Source organism: Arthrobacter sp. SPT-J7 (assembly GCF_059089965.1).
The window spans coordinates 20803-41038 of sequence record NZ_JBNHFF010000005.1 but is presented as its reverse complement, the minus strand read 5'-3'; the positions used below and the strand labels follow the sequence as shown (position 1 = coordinate 41038).

The window sequence follows — 20236 nt, the reverse complement described above, 5'->3', positions numbered from 1 at the left end:
TTTCGCTGGAAAGCCTCCCGCCGGCGTCGTACGCGCCCAGGGTTGCGGGGTTAGACCTTGGCCGGGCGACGTTCGCCCAGCTCTGCCGTGGGCACCTTGTAGGTTTCCCTGGCGGTCAGCGCAGATATCGAAGCGATGCCTGCGATGATCGCGGTGAAGATGCTGGTGGCAACCCAGCCGCCCTCCTGCAGGCCGCCGATGGCGGCAACGATGGAGGGCGCGAAGCCGGCCATCAGGAAGCCTATCTGGGTGCCGATGGCCAAGCCGGAGAACCGGACCCTGGCGCTGAACATCTCCGCATAGAAGGACGGCCAGACGGCATTGGCCGCCGCGTAGGCGCAGGAGAAGACCAGCACGGACAGGGTGAACTGCAGCAGGGTGTTGCCCGATTCCATCGAGAGCAAGTAGAAGGGCATGATCGCAGCACTGCCCAGCGCACCGTAGATGAACACGGGCTTGCGGCCGATCCGGTCGGCGAGCTTGCCGAACAGCGGCTGGGTAAAGAGTGCGCCGATGTTGCCTGCAACCACCAGCCACAGCGTGATGCCTTCGTCGACGCTGCCCACTTCGGCGCCGTACTTGATCGCCAGCGTGCCGTAGACCGTGGAGACCGCGGCGATGAACGCGCAGCAGATCACCCGGAGTACGTCGCGCCAGTGATTGCGCAGCAGCACACCGACTGGCAGCTTGGCCAGCTCATTGTTCGCCTTGGCGGCTTCGAAGGTCGGGGTTTCGTGCAGCGAGCGGCGGATGAAATAGGTAACGATCACGACGACGGCGGAGAGCCAGAACGGAATCCTCCACCCGATGCCGTACTTGATTTCGTCCGGCAGCGCGACGACCGGAATGAAGACCAGGGCGGCAAGGATCTGGCCACCCTGGGTGCCGGTCAGGGTCCAGGACGTGAAGAAGGAACGGCGATTGTCCGGTGCGTGCTCGAGCGTGAGCGAACTGGCGCCGGCCTGCTCGCCCGCGGCGGAGAGGCCCTGCATCAGGCGGCAGAAGACCAGAATCGCCGGAGCCCACCAGCCGATGGTGTCGAAGTCGGGGATACAGCCGATGACGAAGGTCGCGGCACCCATCAGGATCAGCGTAAACATCAGCACCTTCTGGCGGCCGATGCGGTCGCCGTAGTGGCCCACGAAAACGGCGCCAACGGGCCGGGCGATATACGCGAAGCCGAAGGTTGCCAGCGACATGATCCCGGCCTGAGCGCTTTCATCCGGAAAGAAGACGTGCGGGAAGATCAGCGCGGCGGCGGAACCGAAAATGAAGAAGTCGTAGTACTCGACGGCGCTGCCCATGAAACTGGCCAAGGCCGCCCGCTTGGGCGTCTTGCCGTGATGGGCGAAGGCCGCATCCTCTTGGTGGACGGTGGTCATGTGTTGCTCCTTAACAACTGCTGTGAGCACCCCGCCCACAATGTTGTGCGTTATGCGCACGGCTGTGCACTGATCGAACGCAGTACAACGTAGCGCACCTCACAGCAGAAGCACAAGACGCGTGGCTGCCGCATCATCCACCCCGGACCCTCGCGGGCTCTTTAGGCGGAGACTCCGCCGCCGTGCGCACCACCTCTTGCCTCGCTGTGCGATATGCGTACAATTGTGCAGTAATCGAACGAAGGGTGTCAGCATGAGCACGGTCGCGGAGTCCTTTTTGGTGGGCCTGATCGGTGAAGGCATTACCGCCTCCCTCACTCCCCCGATGCACGAACGCGAGGCGGACCACCAGGAAATCCGCTACCTCTACCGGCCCATCGACCTCTCCGTCATCAACCGGACCGGCGACCAGGTGGGCCAACTGCTGCGCCAGGGCCGCGATCTGGGCTACAACGCCTTCAACATCACCCACCCGTGCAAGCAGCTGGTGCTGGAACACCTAGATGACATGTCCGACGACGCCCGTCGTCTGGGCGCCGTCAACACCGTGGTGATCCAGGACGGGAAGTTCATCGGCCACAACACCGACTTCTCCGGCTTCAGCAGGGGAATGGAACAGGGCCTGCCCGACGCCGAGCTCGGCTCGGTCGTGCAGCTTGGCAGCGGCGGTGCAGGTTCCGCCGTCGCCTATGCCCTGCTGAAGAAGGGCTTGCAGCGGCTGACCCTGCTCGATCTCGACCCGCGTCGGGCCGCAGAACGAGGGGATGCCCTGGCCGCGCTCTTCCCGGAACAGGAAGTGGCGGTCGCGCCCATGGACCGGCTGCCGGAAATGCTTGCGTCCGCCGACGGGGTCCTCAATGCCACCCCGGTCGGCATGCACAGCCACCCGGGCCTTCCGCTGGACCCCGCCCTGCTCCAGCCTCGGCACTGGGTGGCGGATGTGATCTACCGCCCGGTCGAGACCGAGCTGATCGCTGCCGCCACGGCCCGGGGCTGCCGGGTGCTGGACGGCGGCCACATGGCCGTGGGCCAGGCCGTCGACGCCTTCCGCTACATCACCGGACTGGAACCGGATCCGGCGCGGATGCGCGCGCACTTCCTCGAACTCCTCGCCCTAGGCCGATAACGGCTGCCTCAGCTGCAGGAAAGGTCACCCCCTTGCGTACCTCCATCGCCACCGTCTGCCTCAGCGGGACACTGGAAGAAAAGATGCACGCCTGCGCCAAAGCAGGCTTCGACGGCATCGAAATCTTCGAACAGGACCTGCTGGTCTCCCCCTGCAGCCCCGGCGAAATCCGATCCCTGGCGGCAGAGCTGGGCCTCACCCTCGACCTTTACCAGCCGTTCCGGGACTTCGAAGGCGTCACCGAGGAACTGCTGACCGACAACCTCCACCGTGCCGAGGCGAAGTTCCGCCTGATGAATGAACTGGGCATGGACCTGATGCTGTTGTGCAGCAACGTGGCCACGGCCATCCACGACGACGATGAGCTGGCCGCCGCCCAGCTCCGCCAGCTCGGCGACCTGGCCGCAGGTTACGGCATCCGGATCGCCTATGAGGCCCTGGCATGGGGGAAATTCGTTAACGACTTCGAACATGCCATGCGCATTGTTGAGCTGGCGGCCCATCCGAACATCGGCACCTGCCTGGACAGCTTCCACATCCTGTCCCGCGGCTGGGACCCGGCCGGGATCGAGAAAATCCCGGCCGAGAAGATCTTCTTCGTCCAGCTGGCCGACGCACCCGAGCTCAGCATGGACATCTTGTCCTGGAGCAGGCACTACCGGGTCTTCCCTGGCGAAGGCGCATGGGAACTCGACAAGTTTATGGGCCATCTGGTCCGCAGCGGCTACAACGGCCCGGTCTCGCTGGAGATCTTTAACGACGTTTTCCGGCAGGCGGACGAGGAACGCACCGCCGTCGACGCCATGCGTTCACTAATTTGGCTTGAAGAGCAGACCTCCGTGCATCTGCAGGAAACCGACGGGCCGGACGCCACGTATGCAATGGAGCTGGCAACGCTGCCCCAGGTGGCCGAACCGACGGGCTTCAACTTCGCCGAGGTGAAAGCCGAAGACACTGAGCAGGTCCAGCAGTTGCTGCGGCAACTGGGTTTCACCTTCCGTGGCCGGCACCGCACCAAGCCGGTGCAGCTCTGGACCCAGGGCCGGGCGCGGATCATCGTCAACGAGCAGCAGGCCCGCGGACTGGAACCGACGATTGCCGCGCTGGCCTTCGACGTCGAAGATCCGTTGGTTGCCGCTTCCCGTGCCCTCCAGCTCAAGGCGGAGGCAGTTCCCCGGCAAAGCCAGGCCAACGAAGCCGTCCTGCAGGCCGTCAAGGCGCCGGATTCCACCGAGATTTTCCTGTGCGAGGCAACCGAGGACGGCACCTCGGCCTGGACGGAGGAATTCATCGCCGAAGCTGCCGTCCGGCCCGGCCCGGAGCTGATCACGCGCATCGACCACGTCAACCTGGCGCAGCCGTGGCAGCATTTCGACGAGAGCGTGCTGTTCTATGAGAGCACCCTCTCGCTCGCCCCGCGGCCCTCTACGGAAGTGCCCAGCCCCGTCGGCCTGGTGCGCAGCCAGGTCATGCGCACGGACGACGGCATGGTCCGGCTGGCCCTGAACATCGCGCCGCTGGTGATGGAACGGCCCGGCCCCTCGGCGGCGTCGGCCTACCCGCAGCATATTGCCTTCGTCTGCACGGACGTCGTCGCGTTGGCCCGCAATGCCGTGGCCGGCGGGCTGGAGTTCCTGAAGATTCCGGCCAACTACTACGCCGACCTGCAGGCACGCTTCCGCTTGGACCCGAAGTACTTGGCCACGCTGCAGGAACTCAACCTGCTCTACGACCGCGATGAATCGGGCGAGTTCGTCCATTTCTACACGGCAACCGTCGGGAGCGTCTTCTTCGAGGTCGTCGAGCGCCGGAACGACTATGACGGCTACGGTGCACCGAATGCCCCGGTTCGCCTCTCTGCCCAGTATCGTCTGAGCAAGAACGGCTAAACTCACTCGCGTTGCCCGCCGCCGTGGACAATGCCGTCCGCCAGTTGAAGGGATAGGAATGGTCATGGAGTTGCAGGACGACGCTGCGCCGGCCTACTGGGTCAAGTCCGCCGAGAAGACCTTGGCCGTGCTGTTGGCGTTCAGCTCGGACGAACCGCGCCTGACCATCACCCGCGCCGCAGCCAAGGCCGACTTGAGCCGCGCCGCCGCCCGGCGGTTCCTGCTCACGCTCACCGATCTGGGCTACCTCCGCGCAGACGGCAACACGTTCGAGCTGACACCACGGGCGCTGGACATCGGGGCCTCCTTCCTGTCCAGCCTGACGCTTCCCCAGATTGCGGAACCGCACCTAAAGCAACTGGCGGTGGATCTCGACGAGACCACGTCCTTGTGCATCCTGGACGGTACCGACGTGGTCTATATTTCGCGGGTGCTGGCGCCACGCATGCTCCGTGTCTCGGTCAACGTCGGTACCCGGTTCCCGGCCTGGGCCACCTCCATGGGCCGCGTGCTCGTCGCGGGGCTGCCGGCGGCAAGCCGCGACGCCTTCTTCGACCGCATCGAAATCACGCAGTTCACCGAGCACACCGTCAGCAGCATCGACGCGCTGCGCAAAGAAGTCGAGCGCACTGCCGAACGCGGCTGGTCTTTGGTCTCTCGCGAGCTGGACGATGGCCTTCGCGGACTCGCCGTCCCGGTCCGCCGCGGCACCGATCTCATCGCCGCCCTCAATGTGTCGCTGCAGACGCACCGCGGCCCGGAGGAGACGATCACGAAAACGGTGCTGCCCCGCCTGCAGGAGGCGGCCGAACGTATTGCCAATGACTTCGGCGGCCGCCGGGCCTGAATCCGGGGATTTTCTTCCGGACCGCAGCCTGCGGCAGTTTAAACCTTTCGTCTGCCAGTGCCCCTGGACGTCTCGGGGGTGCCGCGTGTTCAGGTGAACGGTTTACCCTAATGGGGTGCGCACCTTCATAAAACCATTCATCGCAGCAGTTCTGCTGCTGGCCCTTGCTTTTTCCGGGCTTTCGCCAGCGTCGGCCGCAACCCTGACCGCCAAGGATCCCTTCGTTGCCGAAGTGCTGCGGTTGACCAACCTGTACCGCGCGCAGAACGGGTTGTCGCCGGTGGTCTGGAACCAGAACGCCGGCAACGTTGCGCAGCAGTGGTCCGAGGAACTGAATACGCGGATCAACAAGGACAAGCTGGATCTGGAGAAGATCCACCGGCTCGGTTACGGCAGCAAGGAAATCCCCTCCGGCTTCGACTGGTACACCGAGAACATCGCCATCAACCACTCCGCCCGAAACGTGGTGGACTGGTGGATGGACTCCCCCGCCCACCGCGCCGGCCTGCTCAGCCCCAACGCGACCGACATCGGTGTCGGTTACACGAAGACCACGCACAAGGATTGGTACGGCATGTCGGTCGCGGTGGCCAATATCGCTGGCTACCCGTCCACGAGGGCCAAGCTGCCGCCGCATCCGGGCATGGTGCGTGCAAGCTTCCAGCACGGGGACATCGCTGCCGTTGATTCCGCCGGCAACCTCTATGTCTACGATTCGGCAAAGGGACATGACCTCTACAAGCGCCGGTACGTTGCCAACGGGTTCAAGGGCGTGGCCCAGGTGGAAGTAGCCGATTGGAACGCCGACGGTGTGCTGGATGTGGTGGCCCGGTGGAAGTCCGGGAAACTCACCGCCCACTTCGGTAAGCCGGCCGGCGGCCTGCTGAAAGCTGCGACCATCGGTTCCTCCGGTTGGGGCAACTACGACGTCACGGTTACCGCCTGGAAACAGGCCGACACGTTCCCGACGCTGCTGGCACGCAACACGGTGACCGGGCGGCTGTATCACTACGCGAACCCGGCCGGGCTCAAGCACGGCAGCCGCACCAATTTGGGGACCGGCTGGAAGTCCTTGTCGATCTTCAGCGCAGACGTCGACGGCGACGCGAAGATGGACGTGGTCGCCAAGACCACCACGGGGCAACTCAAGCTGTACCGTTCCAACGGCGCCGGCAAGTTCGTCTCCGAGTCCCGGCGGATCATCGCGCCCTCGGGCTGGAACGCTATGAACCATTTGTCGATGATCCAAGACCATCTAGGCGACGGGAGACCCGGGTTGCTGGCCCGGGATACCCGCGGCAACCTGTACCACTACCCAATCCTGGCCAACAAGCTGGGCAAGCGGGCAACCATCGGCGTCGGCGGCTGGCAGACGTTGACGATCGGCAGCTGACCGACGTCGGCCAGGAGATTGCAGATCGCGCTTAGCCGTGGGCGTGCTTGCTCTCATCCGGCGCGTGCACATGGGTATCGCCGACGAGTTCCACCAGCCCTTCGACGGCCGCGGACAAGGACAGGTCGGGAGTCCGGGCGATGAAGGGCAGCAGCACACGGTTCTCCTTGTCGATGTGCAGTGCGAACACGCGGGACAACGACGCCGCCACAAGGGCCGCCTCGATACCCGCGGCGCCGCGCAACTCATCCAGCAGCGCAGCCAATTCTTTGTGGTCTGCCGTCAGCACTTCTACCAGCAGCCTGGCTTCCTCCCTGGCACCGGCTGGCCGGTATAGCTGGGTCTCTTCCACCGCTGCGTGCGGAAGCATCTCCCGCTCTCCCCACTCCAGCAGGATGCCGTGTGCGTTGTAGGCGGTATCCTCGTCGCTGGTTTCTATGGCCCGGGTGAGCTCCGCCGTCATCGCCTGCACACGCGCCACTAGTTCGATGTGATGGCGGACCATCGCGTCCACGGCCGCGCTCTCTGCCTCAACATTGGTCTCGGTCACGGTGTGCTCCTCAGCTTGAGGGGTGCCCGCCGCTCAACAGGCTGGGTTCGTCCATTGTCGACGTGGACCATCAGGCTGTCGAGGGCCTGGCCGCCGCAGGCAGGTGCGACGTCCAAGCGCGGACCGCACCGCCCGGTGGCCGCCGTCGAAACTCTTTGTCTGGTGCAGCCAAACAGACAGTAAGGATTGTGCATCTCCTGAACGGGCCGCCCACACCTAACGCGGCGGCCTCGGCCGCCGATAGCTCATCGCACGGCGAAGGAAAGCCTCCGCGCCGGACACCTGGGGGATCATGAACACGTCTACTAACCGGCTGGGCCGATCGCTGGCCGCCATCACCACTGCCGCGGCCTTGTTGCTCGGGGGCTTCTCCGCCGCGACTCCAGTCGAAGCAGCCAGCGCAAAAGCCACGACCAGCGCGTCCTCGGTACTGAACACCCTCCCGGTCAAGGGCAAGGCCGCCAAGACCGGCTACTCCCGAGCCAAGTTCGGAAACGGCTGGAAGGATCCGGACCGTAACGGCTGTGACGCCCGCAATGACATCCTTAAGCGCGACCTGACCAAGGACCGTTTCAAGCCCGGCACACGCAATTGTGTTATCGCCTCCGGGACTCTGAAAGACCCCTACACGGGCAAGACCATCAAACACGTCCGTGGCGGCAACAAGGTGGACATCGACCACGTCGTCGCCCTCGGCCAGGCATGGGTGTCAGGTGCCCAGAAGCTCTCCACCGCCCAGCGGACCGCGTTCGCCAACGACCCGCTGAACCTGCGCGCCGTAGACGCCTCCGCCAACCGTGCAAAGGGCGACAGGGAAGCCAGCGCCTGGCTGCCCAAAAACAAGGCCTTCAGGTGCACCTACGTAGCCACCCAAATCGCCGTGAAGAAGAAGTACGCCCTGTCGGTTAACTCCGCCGAAAAAGCTGCCATGAAGCGGGTCCTCGCCTCCTGCCCCGGCCAGAAGGTTGTGAAGGTCACCGCTATCAAGCCCGCCGGCAAAGCCTCGACGGCCAAGAGCCCCACCCCTGCCAAGACCGTCAAGGGCGTGCACCCTGGCGCTTTCTGTGCCGCAGCGGTTAAGGGGCATAAGGGCATCAGCGCCAAAGGCAAGACCTACACTTGCAAGAGGTCGTCTACAGACAGCCGCCTGCGCTGGCGGGTCTGACCTCATAGGGCTTTTATTGACGGCAGGTGGATATGGGCGGGCGCGAAGACTTCGAAGCATTGCTGGAACTGTTGTCAGTGGTGCGTAACTCCGGCTTGCGCTACCCCATGTCGGCCATCGTGGACAGGACCGACCACGAAGGCAACAAGGTCAGCCTGAAAGTCCGCGTCTCTGACGGCGATCATAGTTGGAGCGTCAATGGCGACGGCGGAAGCATCACGTCTGATCCGTCCCACGGTTGCGTCAAAAGAACCGGCGGCAGGGTCGAAACCATCGGGCATGAACGGCCGGATTGGCTTCCGGATGAAATCCAACTCTTCTATCCGCTCACCATGCGGATCTGGGGCGGACACCAGGACAACCAACGCATTACGGGCGCAGTACGAACGCAGGACGGCATCCGCCTCTCCATGGTTTACCTAGAGGACGCAGAGTACGCTGCGGAAGCAACGTTCGATTCACAGCACGGCGTTGTTACCGATTTTCGTACTGCTACCGACCACCTCTCGGTGCGAGACCTGCAGACCGACATCCGAGTCAGAGACTGACGACGACGGCTGCGAGCACCCTGCAAATGAATGGGCCCCTTGGTGACGCTGTAGGCAATGCGCCCGGATGAACGAGGAGGCGCGGAGTGCTTGGTGGCCTGGCCCTTGCCAGGTCGTTTCCGTGGGGCGCTTAATGAACCTGTCCTCACCGACCTTTCGATGGAGGTTGTCGTGACCGAGCAGAGCAGCTCTGCTGAACCGGTCGCGTTCACTGCCGATGACTTCTCACTGCGGCAGCGGCGAGCTGCGCAGGCCGCGCACGACGCCGGGCTCGCCGGCCTGCTGCTGACGCCGGGACCAGATCTGCTCTACATGACCGGCTATGCCCCGGTGGCGATCACCGAGCGCATCACCATGCTGGTCATCCCCGCGGACGGCGAGCCCGCCATGATCGTTCCCAAGCTGGAACGTCCCGATGCGGAAAACGCACCCGGCGCCTCCACCTTCCAGTTGCTCGATTGGCCAGACGGAAGTGATCCGTATGAGGCGACGGCGAAGCTCCTGGACGGCTCCGGGCGCTACGCAGTATCTGACTCTGCGTGGGCCATGCACCTGCTCGGATTGCAGGGCAGGCTGGAGAAATCGTCGTACGTGTCCATGACCACGGCGCTACCGATGCTGCGCGCGATCAAGGACGCCGACGAGGTGGCAAGGCTGGCGGCGGCAGGGGCAGCCGCGGACCAGACCTACGAGGAGATCCTCAAGGTCCGGTTCGCGGGCCGTCGCGAGACCGACGTCGGTGCGGACCTGGCCGAGTTGCTGCGCCAGTTCGGGCATTCGCAGGTCGACTTCACCGTGGTGGGCTCGGGCCCGAACGGAGCCAACCCGCACCATGAGATCGGCGACCGGATCATCGGGGACGGCGACATGGTGGTGCTCGACTTCGGCGGCCTCAAGCACGGCTACGGATCGGACACTACCCGGACCGTGCACGTCGGCGAGCCCACCGAGGAGGAACGCGAGGTGCACGACGTCGTCCGCCGTGCGCAGCAGGCAGGCTTCGAGGCGGTGCAGCCCGGCATCGAGTGCCAGGAGATCGACCGCGTGCCACGAGCCGTGATTATCGAAGCCGGATACGGTGACTACTTCATCCACCGCACCGGACACGGCATCGGGCTCACCACCCACGAACCGCCGTACATGGTGGAGGGCGAAACCCAACTCCTCGAGCCCGGCATGTGCTTCTCGATCGAGCCAGGCATCTACCTCCCCGGCCGGTTCGGCGTCCGCATCGAGGACATCGTCACGGTCACGCCGGATGGCGGGCGGCGTCTGAACCAGACTCCGCATGAGATGGCGATCGTCTCCTAGCCTCCACCCCAGATTCAACCGACTGACTAGTCCCGAGGACCCCACGGGTTCGGGCAGCGGTTCGGGCGTTAGGCGGCCTGCTTCTTCAGGAGGTCGAGGGCGACGTCGACGATCATGTCTTCCTGGCCGCCGACCATCTTGCGGCGACCGAGCTCGATCAGGATCTCAATGGTCGGGATCCCGTACTTGGCCGACGCCGTTTCGGCGTGGAGCAGGAACGACGAGTAGACGTTGGCGTAGCCCAGCCCGAGGGTTTCGCGGTCGACCTGAACCGGGCGGACCTGGAGCGGGCGGACGATGTCGTCGGCGGCGTTCATGAGGGCCATCACGTCGGTGCCGTGGTTCCAGCCGAGCTTCTCGGTGACGGCGATGAAAACCTCAAGCGGCGCGTTGCCGGCCCCCGCGCCCATCCCGGTGAGGCTGGCATCGACGCGGTTCGCGCCCGCCTTGACGGCAGCGATCGAGTTGGCAACACCCAGCGAAAGGTTATGGTGGGCGTGGATGCCGATCTCGGTTTCCGGGTTCAAGACGTCGCGGAGCGCGTTGACACGGTCGGTGACGTCGTCCATGGTCTGGGCACCCGACGAGTCGACCACGTAGACACACTGGGCCCCGTAGCCCTCCATGAGCTTCGCCTGCTCGGCCAGCTTCGCTGGTGTGGTCAGCGCGCTCATCATCAGGAAGCCCGCGGTGTTGAGGCCGAGCTCGCGAGCGGTCGCGATGTGCTGGGCCGAGACATCCGCCTCGGTGCAATGCGTTGCGACCCGCACGTAGCTGACCCCGGCGGATGCTGCCCGCTTGAGGTCGGAGATGGTCCCGATGCCCGGGATGAGCAGGGTTGCGATGGCAATGTTCGATGCGACCTCGGCTGCTGCCTCAATCAACTCGACGTCGGAGTGGCGCGAGAACCCATAGGTGACGCTGGAGCCGTTGAGCCCGTCGCCGTGGGCGACCTCGACGCTGTCCACGCCGGCTGCGTCAAGCGCCGTCACGATGTCGCGCACGTTGCTCTCGGTGTACTGATGCCGCACGGCGTGGCTGCCGTCCCGGAGGGTCACGTCGGAGATGTACAGCTTCTCGGGAACGAGGGAATCGGTCATGGCTATGCCACCTCCATGGTCAGTGCGTGTGTGGCGATCGTTTCGGCAGTGCGAAGAGCGGCTGACGTCATGATGTCGAGGTTGCCCGCGTAGGCCGGCAGGTAGTGCGCCGCACCCTCCACCTCAAGGAACACGCTGGTCTTGAGTCCGGTGAACGCCCCGACGCCGGGCACGTTCACCGGTTCGGTTATCTCATCGAACTGGACCCGCTGCTTGAGCCGGTAGCCCGAGACGTAGGCGTTAACCTTGGAGACCATTTCGTCGACAGACGCTTCGATGGCGTCGCGGTCGGCGGCATCCGTCAACACGAAAACGGTGTCGCGCATCATCATGGGCGGTTCAGCCGGGTTCAGGATGATGAGGGCCTTGCCCGAGGCGGCACCGCCGACGCTCTGGAGCGCCTCGGCGGTGGTTTCGGTGAATTCGTCGATGTTGGCGCGGGTTCCGGGACCGGCGGACTTGCTGGAGATCGAGGCAACGATTTCGGCGTAGTGCACAGGAGTCACGGCGGAGACCGCAGCGACGATCGGGATCGTCGCCTGCCCGCCGCAAGTCACCATGTTCACGTTGAGCGCATCAAGGTTCTGTTCGAGGTTCACCACGGGAACGCAGTACGGGCCGATCGCTGCCGGGGTGAGATCGATCAGGCGGATGCCGGGCTTTGCGGCGCGCAACTTCTCGGCGTTGTAGCGGTGGGCGCCCGCAGAGGTGGCGTCGAAGACGATCTCGATGTCGGCGAACCCCGGAGAGGCGATCAGGCCGTCGACGCCGGTGGAGATCGCCGGGACGCCGAGGCGGGCGGCGCGGGCCAGGCCGTCGGATTCGGGGTCGATGCCGACCATGGCCTTGATAGAGAGGATTCCGCTGCCGCGGAGGATCTTGATCATCAGGTCGGTGCCGATGTTGCCGGAACCGATGATCGCTGCGGGAACGCCTTGTGGCATGCTCCGCTCCTTTCACTTCGTTGTGATACGTCGTGCGAGCTCTCGTTCGAAACTTCGGCACTTGTTCGATATATAGAACAGGAGCCCTGCATCTTTGTCAATGTCGGCTCATTTGCGGCACGCCGCTTTCCCCGGTATTCATAAGGCATGGCCCGACTCACTCCCGCTGTGCTGCGCACGCTCGACATCCTCGAGCTGTTCCTCGATGACAGCGCACCGCTCAGCGCACCGGAGGTGGTGCGGAGAACCGGCCTGCCGCGCACCTCGGTCCATGAACTTCTGGCGACGCTCGTCGCCCGGGAATACCTGCAGAAGGACGAGGTCACCAGCACCTTCCGACTGGGCGTTCGACTGCTCCAACTCGGAAACGCTTATTCGGCCCGGTTCGACATGCTGTCCACAGCAAACGACGTCGCCCGCGATCTCGCCGCCCGGAGTGGTGAGACCGTCAGCGTTGCCCTCCTTGAAGGAGGGGACGTTTTCTACCTGGCGAAGGTCGAAAGCCATGACAACTTGCGACTACCCTCCAGCATCGGCCAGCGCCTGCCGGCCAATGTCACCGGCCTCGGCAAGGCGCTGCTCGCCTATGCGTCGCCACAGTCACTCGCTTCACGGTTCGCCGACCACAACAACCTGCCGCGGATGACCGAGCACAGCATCGGCACTCTCGCGGAGCTGGAAGTGGAGCTGGCCCGCATCCGGGAACGGGGCGTCGCCTTCGAAAATGAGGAATCGACTCCGAAGATTCGCTGTGCCGCTGCTCCCGTGCGCGACGGCTCTGGAGCAGTCGTCGCCGCGATCAGCGTCTCGCTATCGAAGGCTCGTTGGGAGCAACATCCAGAGGAACACTGGGTCGACCTGGTTCGTGATGGCGCCGCGCACTTCTCAGCGCTGCTCGGCTTCCCCACCTAGCGCCCGCCGCACCTGATCCAGGCTCGACCGGACGCACATGGAGGTGCTCATCCAAAGGGTGCGGCAGCGGAGGTCTGGCGAGATTGCCTCCCGACGTCAGTGTGGAACGGCCGGTGCGACACCCAGAATGGCGAGCGCCCGCTCCGCCCACTCAATCCGGAGCGTCGCGGAGTCGATCAAGTAATCAAAGACGTGAGTTTTGAGATTCACGATCCGCGCATGATCGGCAGGGTCCCGCCGCTGCAGCCGCTCCCGGATGAGCGGTGTATCTGCGGCTGCCAACCTGGCCCGATGCGCGGCCCACTGCTCGCGCCGGTCCTGAATCTCGTCTATGTGTGCGCGAAGAACGGCCTCCGCTTCCGCGGGTGGGATCATGTCGAGAAAGAGGGTCTGGAGCAGGAAGGCGTCCCGGACATTCGGCTCGGCGTGCGCTTCAGCCAGCCAGCTGCGCAATATGGCCCGGCCAGCATCAGTGATGGAGTATGAAGTGCGCTTGAGCCTGCTGCCGCGCACCTGCTCTTCGCCCCTGATGAGGCCGTCCGTCGCCATCTTCGTGAGCAAAGGGTAGATCTGGCTTTGCGGCGCGGTCCACACCCAGCGGGCCGTCGACTCGAAAAATTGGGTGAGCTCATAACCGGTCATCGGACGCGCCTCAAGGACGCCCAGCACGGCATACTGCAGGGACATGCGCCCATCCTAGCTGGTACATGTCTTGATTGACATTTCTACCCATACATGTAGGCTCATTCCAGTCTACAAAGGAGTATGAGCGTGATCACAGTTGCCCAGACAGAACTGCGCGACGCTGCGGCGGTCGTGGCGGGTGCTGGACTGACCGATGCTTTCGGCCACCTCTCAGTGCGCACGTCGGCGAACGAACTGCTGATCACACCGCCCGTCGCGTTGTCCACGCTCACTGAAGCAGACGGGCTCATCCCCCTCTTTGTCGGTGATACTGACTTGCCGAGCGCCGCGCCGAAGGAAGCGTGGATCCATCTCGCCTTGGCCGAGGCCCGCCCGGACATCGGTGCGATCTGCCGTGCACAGCCCCCCGCAGTCGCGGCGCTCGTCGCGGCCGGTCAGCCAGTGCTGCCCCTCAACGGCCATGGTTCATTCCTCGGCGGGACGGTACCGGTTTATGAGGACTCCCGCCTCATCCGGGATGCAGCCAGCGCGAGGGAGGTTCGGGGCGCGCTGGGCGACGCGAACGCGGTGATCCTCCGAGGGAACGGCGCCGTCACCACCGGGCCTGACCTCGCAAGCGCCGTAGCGCTGATGTGGGTGCTGGAGAAGACCGCGGAGCTCAACCTCCGCGCGCTGGCCGCTGGCACGCCGCAGCCGTTGCCCCTTGACGAACAATCCTGGTGGCGCGACCGCGCCACCGAACTGCTGCCCAGAATCTACACCTACCTCACCAACACCTACCGAAAGGGTCAATGATGATCGAGATCACCGATATCGCCTACGTGCGATCAGGGTCTGCGGATGTCGACGCCGCAGTGCGTTTCGCCGTGGACATTGTCGGCATGCAGTATGCCGGCAGCGACAATGGGGTGCATTACCTGCGCGCCGACCACCGCCACCACTGCCTGGCCTTCGTCGAAGGGGAAGCAGGGGTGCTCAGCTCCGGGCTAACGCTGAAGGACGAAGACGCACTGCGGCTTGCTGAGACCGAGCTGGCCGACGCCGGCGTGAACGTCGTGCGCGGGACCGCCGAAGAGGCGCGGTCACGCCGCGTCAGCAGCTTCATCAGCTTCGATGACCCCTGGGGAAACCGCTTTGATCTGGTGGTCGGCCAGGTGTACGACGCCGATACCGTCCACTGGGGCAGGCAGGCCGGCATTGTCGAGTTCGGCCACCTCTGTGTGGACGCACCGGATGTGAAGGCGGCCTACGAGTGGTGGAGCTCGCTGTTCAACATCAAGATCAGCGACTGGATCGGTGACTGGGCCGCCCTCATGCGCTTCGACCCGGTGCACCACAAACTCGCCGTCTTCAAGGGCAGCGAACCAGGTTTGTGCCACATCAACTTCCAGGTTGAATCGCTGGATGACGTCATGCGTAGCTGGAACTTCCTCCTCGAGCAGGGCGTCGAAATCGAGCAAGGCCCGGGCCGACACCCGCAGTCCACGGCGATCTTCCTCTACTTCAAGGGCCCGGAGGGGCTCACCTACGAGTACTCGTACGGCGTGCGCCGGATCGAGGACGACGCCACCTGGCAGCCTCGCACCTTCGATCCCCTGCACCCCAAGTCGATCGACATGTGGGGCGGCGTCACCCAGCGTGTGCAGACGCAAAAGCAAATCCGTCGTCCACTCGACTCATCTGAATTGCAGGATGCCTGATGCCTCTGGTTGAGATCAGTATCGCGGAAGGACGCAACGAGGAGCAGCTGCGCGACCTCATGGAGCGAGTACATAATGCTGTCGAGGAGTGGGGCGCGCCCGGCCAAAGCGTCCGGGTCCTGGTCCGCGAGATCAGCCCGAAGCTGTGGCTGTCGGGCGGCGTCACCTTGGCGGAGAAGGCAGCGACCAAGTAGGCGCAAAGGAAGCAAAGCAGTAGGGCCCGCAGCCGAGAGCTGCGGCCCTACTGCTTTGCGCACTCCCCTCGGCTCAGTCCGTGAGCATCTGGCGTGCCTACGAGGTCCATCCGGGTACCCCCTACACTCCAAATGGTCTCGGAAACCGAGCACGCCCCCTTCATCTCAATGAAGAGGGCGTCCTATTTCTCCAGAGCCGACGTCGCCCCGCTCGGTGTGACCGAGCGGGGCGACGTCGAGCATTGGCTGGCGGGAGACGATTGGCCTGGCGTTAGTACGCCCCGGTGAGGGCCACCGGCGGATGAGCGACCGGTGGTTCCAGCTGCATCACGACGGCCTTCGGTTCGGTGAAAAACTCCCGGCTGAAGTTGCCGCCCTCTCGGCCGACGCCCGAGGCGCCGACGCCGCCGAACGGGGCACGCAGATCGCGGATGAAGAAGCAATTCACCCAAACCGTGCCAACCCGGAGGGAACCGGAGACGCGATGTGCCCTGACCAGATTCTCGGTAAACAGCATTGCGTTCAGCCCGTAGGGACTGTCATTCACCTCGTTGACGACCTCGGCTTCGGTGTCAAACGGTGTGATGGTCACTATCGGCCCGAAGATCTCTTCGCGCTGGTGGGGCGCATCGCGATGCAGCCCGGTGACGACTGTCGGGTGAATGGTCCAGCCCTCGCCCAGCGAGCCGGTAACCAGCTTGCCGCCGGCCTCCTCGATGGTGTCGAAGTAGCTGCGAACCTTCGCGTAGTGCTCTTCGCTCGCGAGCGGGCCTATCTGCGTGGCCGGATCTTTCGGGTCGCCGACAACCATGGCGTCCGCTGCGGCGGTGAAGCGCTCCGTGAACTCATCGAAGATCGAGCGTTCGACGTAGATTCGGCTTCCGGCCAGGCAAACTTGACCGGCGTTGGTGAATATTGCGCGGATCGACCAGCTGATGGCGTTGTCGAGGTCAGCGTCAGCGAAGACGACGTTGGCGCCCTTGCCCCCCAGCTCCAGGCTGACTGGGGTGAGGTTCGCGCTGGCCGCACGGGCAATGAACCTCCCCGTATTCGACTCGCCGGTGAACGTGATCCGGTCGACGTCGGAATTCTCGGTGAGTGCCTGGCCGACCGAGTCCGGGCCGTAACCGTGGACGACGTTGAAGACACCGGCTGGGATGCCGGCTTCCAAGGCAAGGCGGGCCAGGATAGTCGCAGACGCCGGGCTATCCTCGGCGGGCTTCAGAACGACGGTGTTGCCCCAGGCGAGCGCCGGCGCGACCTTCCAGCTTTCGAGCATCATCGGAAAGTTCCACGGGGCAATCGCGGCGACAACGCCTGCGGCCTCGTAGCGGGTGTACGTGTGGTGGCCGGAGTCCATCGGCAGCACATCAGCCGGGCTGAGGTGCGCGTGGTCGGCAAAGAAACGGAAGTTCTGGGCGGTCCGGGCGACGTCGTTGCCCAGGCTTTGCGTGATGGGCTTGCCCATGTCGCGGGTGTCGGCCATGGCGAGTTCCTCGCCGTGTTTGATGATCAGGTCGGCGAACCTGTTGATCAGTTCGCGCCGCTTGCCGGCGGTCATCCGCGGCCAGGGGCCCTCATCGAAGGCGCGGCGGGCGGCGGCGACTGCGAGGTCAGCGTCGGCTTTGGTGCCGAGCGCGATCTCCGCCCACGGTTTGCGGGTGTAGGGGTCGATGCTCGGGAAGGTCTCCCCCGAGACTGACGGGATTTCCTGGCCATCGATGATGTGACCGAATGTCTGCATGGCCTGGGGCCTTTCTTGCTGTGCCGGGCGGGCACTTTGGCCCGCCCGGCGGGTTGTGAGGTGTTTACTTTCCGGGGACGTAGACCATCTCGTTGAGGTCCACGGGAGTGGGAATGGCGCCCTGGTCGACCATGATCTTGTTCCAGACTTCAAGGTTTTCCGCACTGGCCGATCCGGCTACCCACTCGGGCAGCTTGATTTTGGCAGCGAGTTCCGGGGTGGTCTTGCTATAGGTCGGAACGATCTCGCGGGCGGCGTCGGGGTTTTCGGCGAGAAGTGCGTTGGCCTTCTCGAGCGCACGAATGAACGCAGCGGTTGTATTCGGGTTCGCCTTGACGAAGTCGGCGGTCATGCCCAGGCCGGAGAGCGGAACGCCCGCGGTCGGGCCGGAGAAGTTCGCGAAGAGCTTCTTGGCGCCGGCTTCGTTCGCGGCGGTTTGGAACGGCTCGACCAGCCACACCGCGTCGACGCCGCCGGACTGTAGCGTCGGCACCATGTCCGGGAACGGCAGCTCGAGGAACTCGACCTTGCTCACGTCCATCCCGGCTTCTTCCATCAGCACCTTGATGGTGAGCTCGCCGGTGTTCTTGAGGGTGTTGACGGCGACCTTCTTGCCCTCAAGGTCCTCGATCGAGTCAATCCCGGAGTCCTTTTTGACGTAGACCCCGTTGCTTTCCTCATTGCCGCGCACGCCCTCGGCGACAATGTTGATCCCGACCCCGCCGCTCTGCGCGAGCAGGAACGACGGATAGGTCGCGAAGGCAGCCTGCATGTCGCCGGCGATCATGGCCGGCACCGCGGCGGCGCCACCCTGCGCCGGCTGGGCCGTCACGTTGAGGCCCTCGTCCTCGAAGAATCCCTCATCGATGGCGATGAAAACGGACGCCTGGTCGGCGACCGGGGTGATTCCGACGAGCAATTCCGTCGTCTCAGGCTTACCGTCCCCGGCTGGCGCGGGTGCACCATCAGCGGGTGCTGCGGCGCCTCCTACCGAGCAGCCGGCGAGGCTAAGCGCCAGCGCGGACGCCGCGGCGATGCCGAGCCAGGTCTTCCTAGTACGAACTGTTTCTGATGTAATGGGCACGTTTCCTCCTTGAATAGTGCAGTGATTGATTGGTGCTGCTGGGACTATCAGGCAATGTCGGCCACAGGGGCCACGACATTGTCGTTCTCGGGGTGACGAATGAGGCGGGCCACCTCGCCACGCAGACGAATGAACTCCGGGTCCTCTTTCGTCTCGATCTGGTCGCGGCTGTCCGACAGGGGGATATCGAGCGTGGTGACCACGAACGTCGGCGGCTTGGAGAGCACCACCACCCGGTCGGCCAAGTAGACGCTCTCGTCGATGTCGTGAGTCACGAAGAGGATGGTCATGTTGAACTTCTTCTTCACCGCCAGCACCAGGTCTTCGAGGTCTTCCCGGGTCTGGGCATCGACGGACGCGAACGGTTCGTCCATCAAGAGGATCTTCGGACGGTAGGCAAGAGCGCGGGCGATAGCGACGCGCTGCTGCATGCCCCCGGACAACTGGGACGGATAGCGATCCTCGAATCCGGTGAGGCCGACGGCGGAGAGCGACTCGGCAACGCGCCCCTCCAATTCGGTCTTGCTGAGGCCGAGTTTCGTGAGCGGGAACCTCACGTTGGCCTCCACGCTGAGCCAGGGAAACAGCGATCCGCGGTAGTCCTGGAAGACCATCGCGAGGCCCTCAGGTACGGAAGTGATCTTGTCGCCGAGGAAGGTCAAGTCGCCGCCGGTCGGACGCATGAGTCCGGCCATGGTTCGCAGCAGTGTTGTCTTGCCGCAGCCTGAGGGGCCGACAATGGAGACAAGTTCGCCGGGCTGAACCTCGAAGGTGATGTCTTTGAGCGCGAGGTGCGCCTTCGCGCCCGTACCGTAGGTGTGGGTGAGATGGGTGACGTTGAGCATGTTTCTTCCTTGAGGTCTAGGCAGTTTCGCGACCGGAGCTGCGCTGCCAAGCGAGGATGCGGCGCTCGATGAGCGTGAGAACGGTGTTGAGGAGGAAGCCAATGATGCCGAGGAGGACGATTCCTGCCCACATATCGAGGAACCCGAACCCTCGCTGTGCCTGCACGATCGAAAAGCCGATGCCGTTGGAGGCTGCGACCATCTCAGAGATGACCATGAGAATGAGCGCCAGTGACAGGCTGGTCCGGACACCTGCCAGGATCTTAGGAGCGGCGCCTGGCAAAACGATCCGCGTAAGCCGCCCGACAAATCCGATTCGGAACACCGTGGCTGTCTCGTACTTCAGCTCTTCGATGGACCGAACGCCTTCGATGGTGTTCAACAAGATCGGCCAGGCTGTGCCAAAGGCGATCAACAGCACCCGCATTTCATCACCGGTGCCGAAAAGTACGAGGAAGATCGGTAGCAGCGCCGGCGGCGGAACTGCCCGCAGGAACTGGATGATCGGGTCGATGTAATCGCCGAATTTGCGGCTGAGCCCGATCGCGGTGCCCAAGGCCACGGCAACCACGACGGAGACGCTGAAACCTAGCAACATCCGTCCGAGGCTTGGCAGCACGTCGTTCAGCATGCTCGGAGTGAGGATGCCGTTCGCATCGGGTAGCCAGAGCAATGCGGCTCGCTCGAAGATGCGCGTGGGCTGCGGGAAGAACGGCGATGGGAAGATAACCGTCGCTACCTGCCAGGCGGTGACCAGGACAGCCAGCACAACCCACCGCAGAGCGAAGCGCCTCCACCAGTGGAGTCTGGCTGCCTGTTTCTCGGAGCCGGCGCGCGGACTGCCTGCGGTCTGCACC

20 protein-coding genes are annotated in these 20236 nt (G+C 64.3%); 11 read left to right on the top strand and 9 right to left on the bottom strand.

Annotation, left to right across the window (positions count from 1 at the left end; all coding sequences use genetic code 11):
• Positions 1-50 precede the first annotated feature (50 nt).
• Positions 51-1382, bottom strand: a complete 1332-nt coding sequence (locus AC5RWX_RS09795) for an MFS transporter (RefSeq protein ID WP_494097322.1) — start codon at positions 1380-1382, stop codon at positions 51-53.
• Positions 1383-1635: 253 nt separating this feature from the next.
• Here AC5RWX_RS09795 and AC5RWX_RS09790 point away from each other — a divergent pair, with 253 nt between their 5' ends.
• The 4 genes from AC5RWX_RS09790 to AC5RWX_RS09775 all read left to right on the top strand — a co-directional run bounded on the left by AC5RWX_RS09790 (position 1636) and on the right by AC5RWX_RS09775 (position 6637).
• Positions 1636-2508, top strand: a complete 873-nt coding sequence (locus tag AC5RWX_RS09790) for a shikimate dehydrogenase (RefSeq protein WP_494097321.1) — start codon at positions 1636-1638, stop codon at positions 2506-2508.
• A 32-nt stretch (positions 2509-2540) separates the two neighbouring features.
• Entirely contained in the window at positions 2541-4397 is a 1857-nt protein-coding gene (locus AC5RWX_RS09785; RefSeq protein ID WP_494097320.1) for a bifunctional sugar phosphate isomerase/epimerase/4-hydroxyphenylpyruvate dioxygenase family protein, read from the top strand.
• 64 nt (positions 4398-4461) lie between these two features.
• The gene (locus AC5RWX_RS09780) at positions 4462-5244 is read left to right on the top strand and encodes an IclR family transcriptional regulator domain-containing protein (RefSeq protein WP_493944894.1); all 783 of its coding nucleotides are present in this window, start codon (positions 4462-4464) and stop codon (positions 5242-5244) included.
• Positions 5245-5359: 115 nt separating this feature from the next.
• A complete protein-coding gene (locus tag AC5RWX_RS09775; protein ID WP_494097319.1) occupies positions 5360-6637 on the top strand; it encodes a CAP domain-containing protein in 1278 nt (425 codons plus the stop codon).
• A gap of 31 nt (positions 6638-6668) precedes the next feature.
• Here the strand turns inward: AC5RWX_RS09775 and AC5RWX_RS09770 are convergent, their stop codons facing one another.
• A complete protein-coding gene (locus tag AC5RWX_RS09770) occupies positions 6669-7187 on the bottom strand; it encodes a hemerythrin domain-containing protein (RefSeq protein WP_494097318.1) in 519 nt (172 codons plus the stop codon).
• Between the two features lie 292 nt (positions 7188-7479).
• On the opposite strand from AC5RWX_RS09770, the gene AC5RWX_RS09765 reads away from it, so the two are divergent.
• The 3 genes from AC5RWX_RS09765 to AC5RWX_RS09755 all read left to right on the top strand — a co-directional run bounded on the left by AC5RWX_RS09765 (position 7480) and on the right by AC5RWX_RS09755 (position 10211).
• Entirely contained in the window at positions 7480-8352 is an 873-nt protein-coding gene (locus tag AC5RWX_RS09765; protein WP_494097317.1) for an HNH endonuclease family protein, read from the top strand.
• Positions 8353-8384: 32 nt separating this feature from the next.
• Complete coding sequence (locus AC5RWX_RS09760) at positions 8385-8900, top strand: hypothetical protein (RefSeq protein WP_494097316.1); 516 nt, start codon at positions 8385-8387, stop codon at positions 8898-8900.
• A gap of 171 nt (positions 8901-9071) precedes the next feature.
• Positions 9072-10211, top strand: coding sequence for an aminopeptidase P family protein (locus tag AC5RWX_RS09755; RefSeq protein WP_494097315.1), 1140 nt, complete (start codon positions 9072-9074; stop codon positions 10209-10211).
• 68 nt (positions 10212-10279) lie between these two features.
• Here the strand turns inward: AC5RWX_RS09755 and dmpG are convergent, their stop codons facing one another.
• Together dmpG and AC5RWX_RS09745 are read right to left on the bottom strand one after the other, a co-directional pair.
• Complete coding sequence (gene dmpG, locus AC5RWX_RS09750; protein ID WP_494097314.1) at positions 10280-11311, bottom strand: 4-hydroxy-2-oxovalerate aldolase; 1032 nt, start codon at positions 11309-11311, stop codon at positions 10280-10282.
• 2 nt (positions 11312-11313) lie between these two features.
• Positions 11314-12255 carry an acetaldehyde dehydrogenase (acetylating) gene (locus AC5RWX_RS09745; RefSeq protein WP_494097313.1) on the bottom strand — a complete coding sequence of 314 codons (942 nt, stop codon included), beginning with the start codon at positions 12253-12255 and terminating at the stop codon, positions 11314-11316.
• Between the two features lie 147 nt (positions 12256-12402).
• Between AC5RWX_RS09745 and AC5RWX_RS09740 the strand changes: the two genes are divergently transcribed.
• Positions 12403-13167 (top strand): IclR family transcriptional regulator, encoded by a 765-nt coding sequence (locus AC5RWX_RS09740; protein WP_494078379.1) that lies wholly within the window; start codon positions 12403-12405, stop codon positions 13165-13167.
• A gap of 96 nt (positions 13168-13263) precedes the next feature.
• Here AC5RWX_RS09740 and AC5RWX_RS09735 read toward each other — a convergent pair whose 3' ends face one another.
• On the bottom strand, positions 13264-13854 hold the full coding sequence (locus tag AC5RWX_RS09735; RefSeq protein ID WP_494097312.1) for a PadR family transcriptional regulator: 591 nt from the start codon (positions 13852-13854) through the stop codon (positions 13264-13266).
• Positions 13855-13932: 78 nt separating this feature from the next.
• Between AC5RWX_RS09735 and AC5RWX_RS09730 the strand changes: the two genes are divergently transcribed.
• The 3 genes from AC5RWX_RS09730 to AC5RWX_RS09720 are packed head-to-tail and all read left to right on the top strand — an operon-like array spanning position 13933 to position 15706.
• Positions 13933-14607 (top strand): class II aldolase/adducin family protein, encoded by a 675-nt coding sequence (locus AC5RWX_RS09730; RefSeq protein ID WP_494097311.1) that lies wholly within the window; start codon positions 13933-13935, stop codon positions 14605-14607.
• The gene (locus AC5RWX_RS09725) at positions 14604-15512 is read left to right on the top strand and encodes a VOC family protein (RefSeq protein ID WP_493956942.1); all 909 of its coding nucleotides are present in this window, start codon (positions 14604-14606) and stop codon (positions 15510-15512) included. The genes AC5RWX_RS09730 and AC5RWX_RS09725 overlap by 4 nt, the downstream gene beginning before the upstream one ends.
• Entirely contained in the window at positions 15512-15706 is a 195-nt protein-coding gene (locus AC5RWX_RS09720) for a tautomerase family protein (RefSeq protein WP_493940420.1), read from the top strand. The genes AC5RWX_RS09725 and AC5RWX_RS09720 overlap by 1 nt, the downstream gene beginning before the upstream one ends.
• A 271-nt stretch (positions 15707-15977) precedes the next feature.
• Here the strand turns inward: AC5RWX_RS09720 and AC5RWX_RS09715 are convergent, their stop codons facing one another.
• From AC5RWX_RS09715 to AC5RWX_RS09700, 4 genes are all read right to left on the bottom strand, one after another.
• Positions 15978-17450, bottom strand: coding sequence for an aldehyde dehydrogenase (locus tag AC5RWX_RS09715; RefSeq protein WP_493940419.1), 1473 nt, complete (start codon positions 17448-17450; stop codon positions 15978-15980).
• A gap of 64 nt (positions 17451-17514) precedes the next feature.
• Positions 17515-18534: an ABC transporter substrate-binding protein gene (locus tag AC5RWX_RS09710; protein WP_494097310.1), complete on the bottom strand. Its 1020-nt coding sequence runs from the start codon at positions 18532-18534 to the stop codon at positions 17515-17517.
• Between the two features lie 47 nt (positions 18535-18581).
• Complete coding sequence (locus tag AC5RWX_RS09705) at positions 18582-19379, bottom strand: ABC transporter ATP-binding protein (RefSeq protein WP_493956941.1); 798 nt, start codon at positions 19377-19379, stop codon at positions 18582-18584.
• A gap of 16 nt (positions 19380-19395) precedes the next feature.
• Entirely contained in the window at positions 19396-20148 is a 753-nt protein-coding gene (locus AC5RWX_RS09700; RefSeq protein WP_494097309.1) for an ABC transporter permease, read from the bottom strand.
• Positions 20149-20236 lie beyond the last annotated feature (88 nt).

What these genes read in the sequence shown, in the direction of transcription:
- AC5RWX_RS09790 (WP_494097321.1), top strand. Translation starts at nt 1,636, where the DNA reads ATGAGCACGGTCGCGGAGTCCTTTTTGGTGGGCCTGATCGGTGAAGGC.
- AC5RWX_RS09795 (WP_494097322.1), bottom strand. Translation starts at nt 1,382, where the DNA reads ATGACCACCGTCCACCAAGAGGATGCGGCCTTCGCCCATCACGGCAAG.
- AC5RWX_RS09720 (WP_493940420.1), top strand. Translation starts at nt 15,512, where the DNA reads ATGCCTCTGGTTGAGATCAGTATCGCGGAAGGACGCAACGAGGAGCAG.
- AC5RWX_RS09715 (WP_493940419.1), bottom strand. Translation starts at nt 17,450, where the DNA reads ATGCAGACATTCGGTCACATCATCGATGGCCAGGAAATCCCGTCAGTC.
- AC5RWX_RS09705 (WP_493956941.1), bottom strand. Translation starts at nt 19,379, where the DNA reads ATGCTCAACGTCACCCATCTCACCCACACCTACGGTACGGGCGCGAAG.
- AC5RWX_RS09735 (WP_494097312.1), bottom strand. Translation starts at nt 13,854, where the DNA reads ATGTCCCTGCAGTATGCCGTGCTGGGCGTCCTTGAGGCGCGTCCGATG.
- AC5RWX_RS09765 (WP_494097317.1), top strand. Translation starts at nt 7,480, where the DNA reads ATGAACACGTCTACTAACCGGCTGGGCCGATCGCTGGCCGCCATCACC.
- AC5RWX_RS09725 (WP_493956942.1), top strand. Translation starts at nt 14,604, where the DNA reads ATGATGATCGAGATCACCGATATCGCCTACGTGCGATCAGGGTCTGCG.
- AC5RWX_RS09745 (WP_494097313.1), bottom strand. Translation starts at nt 12,255, where the DNA reads ATGCCACAAGGCGTTCCCGCAGCGATCATCGGTTCCGGCAACATCGGC.
- AC5RWX_RS09730 (WP_494097311.1), top strand. Translation starts at nt 13,933, where the DNA reads ATGAGCGTGATCACAGTTGCCCAGACAGAACTGCGCGACGCTGCGGCG.
- AC5RWX_RS09780 (WP_493944894.1), top strand. Translation starts at nt 4,462, where the DNA reads ATGGAGTTGCAGGACGACGCTGCGCCGGCCTACTGGGTCAAGTCCGCC.
- dmpG (WP_494097314.1), bottom strand. Translation starts at nt 11,311, where the DNA reads ATGACCGATTCCCTCGTTCCCGAGAAGCTGTACATCTCCGACGTGACC.
- AC5RWX_RS09760 (WP_494097316.1), top strand. Translation starts at nt 8,385, where the DNA reads ATGGGCGGGCGCGAAGACTTCGAAGCATTGCTGGAACTGTTGTCAGTG.
- AC5RWX_RS09740 (WP_494078379.1), top strand. Translation starts at nt 12,403, where the DNA reads ATGGCCCGACTCACTCCCGCTGTGCTGCGCACGCTCGACATCCTCGAG.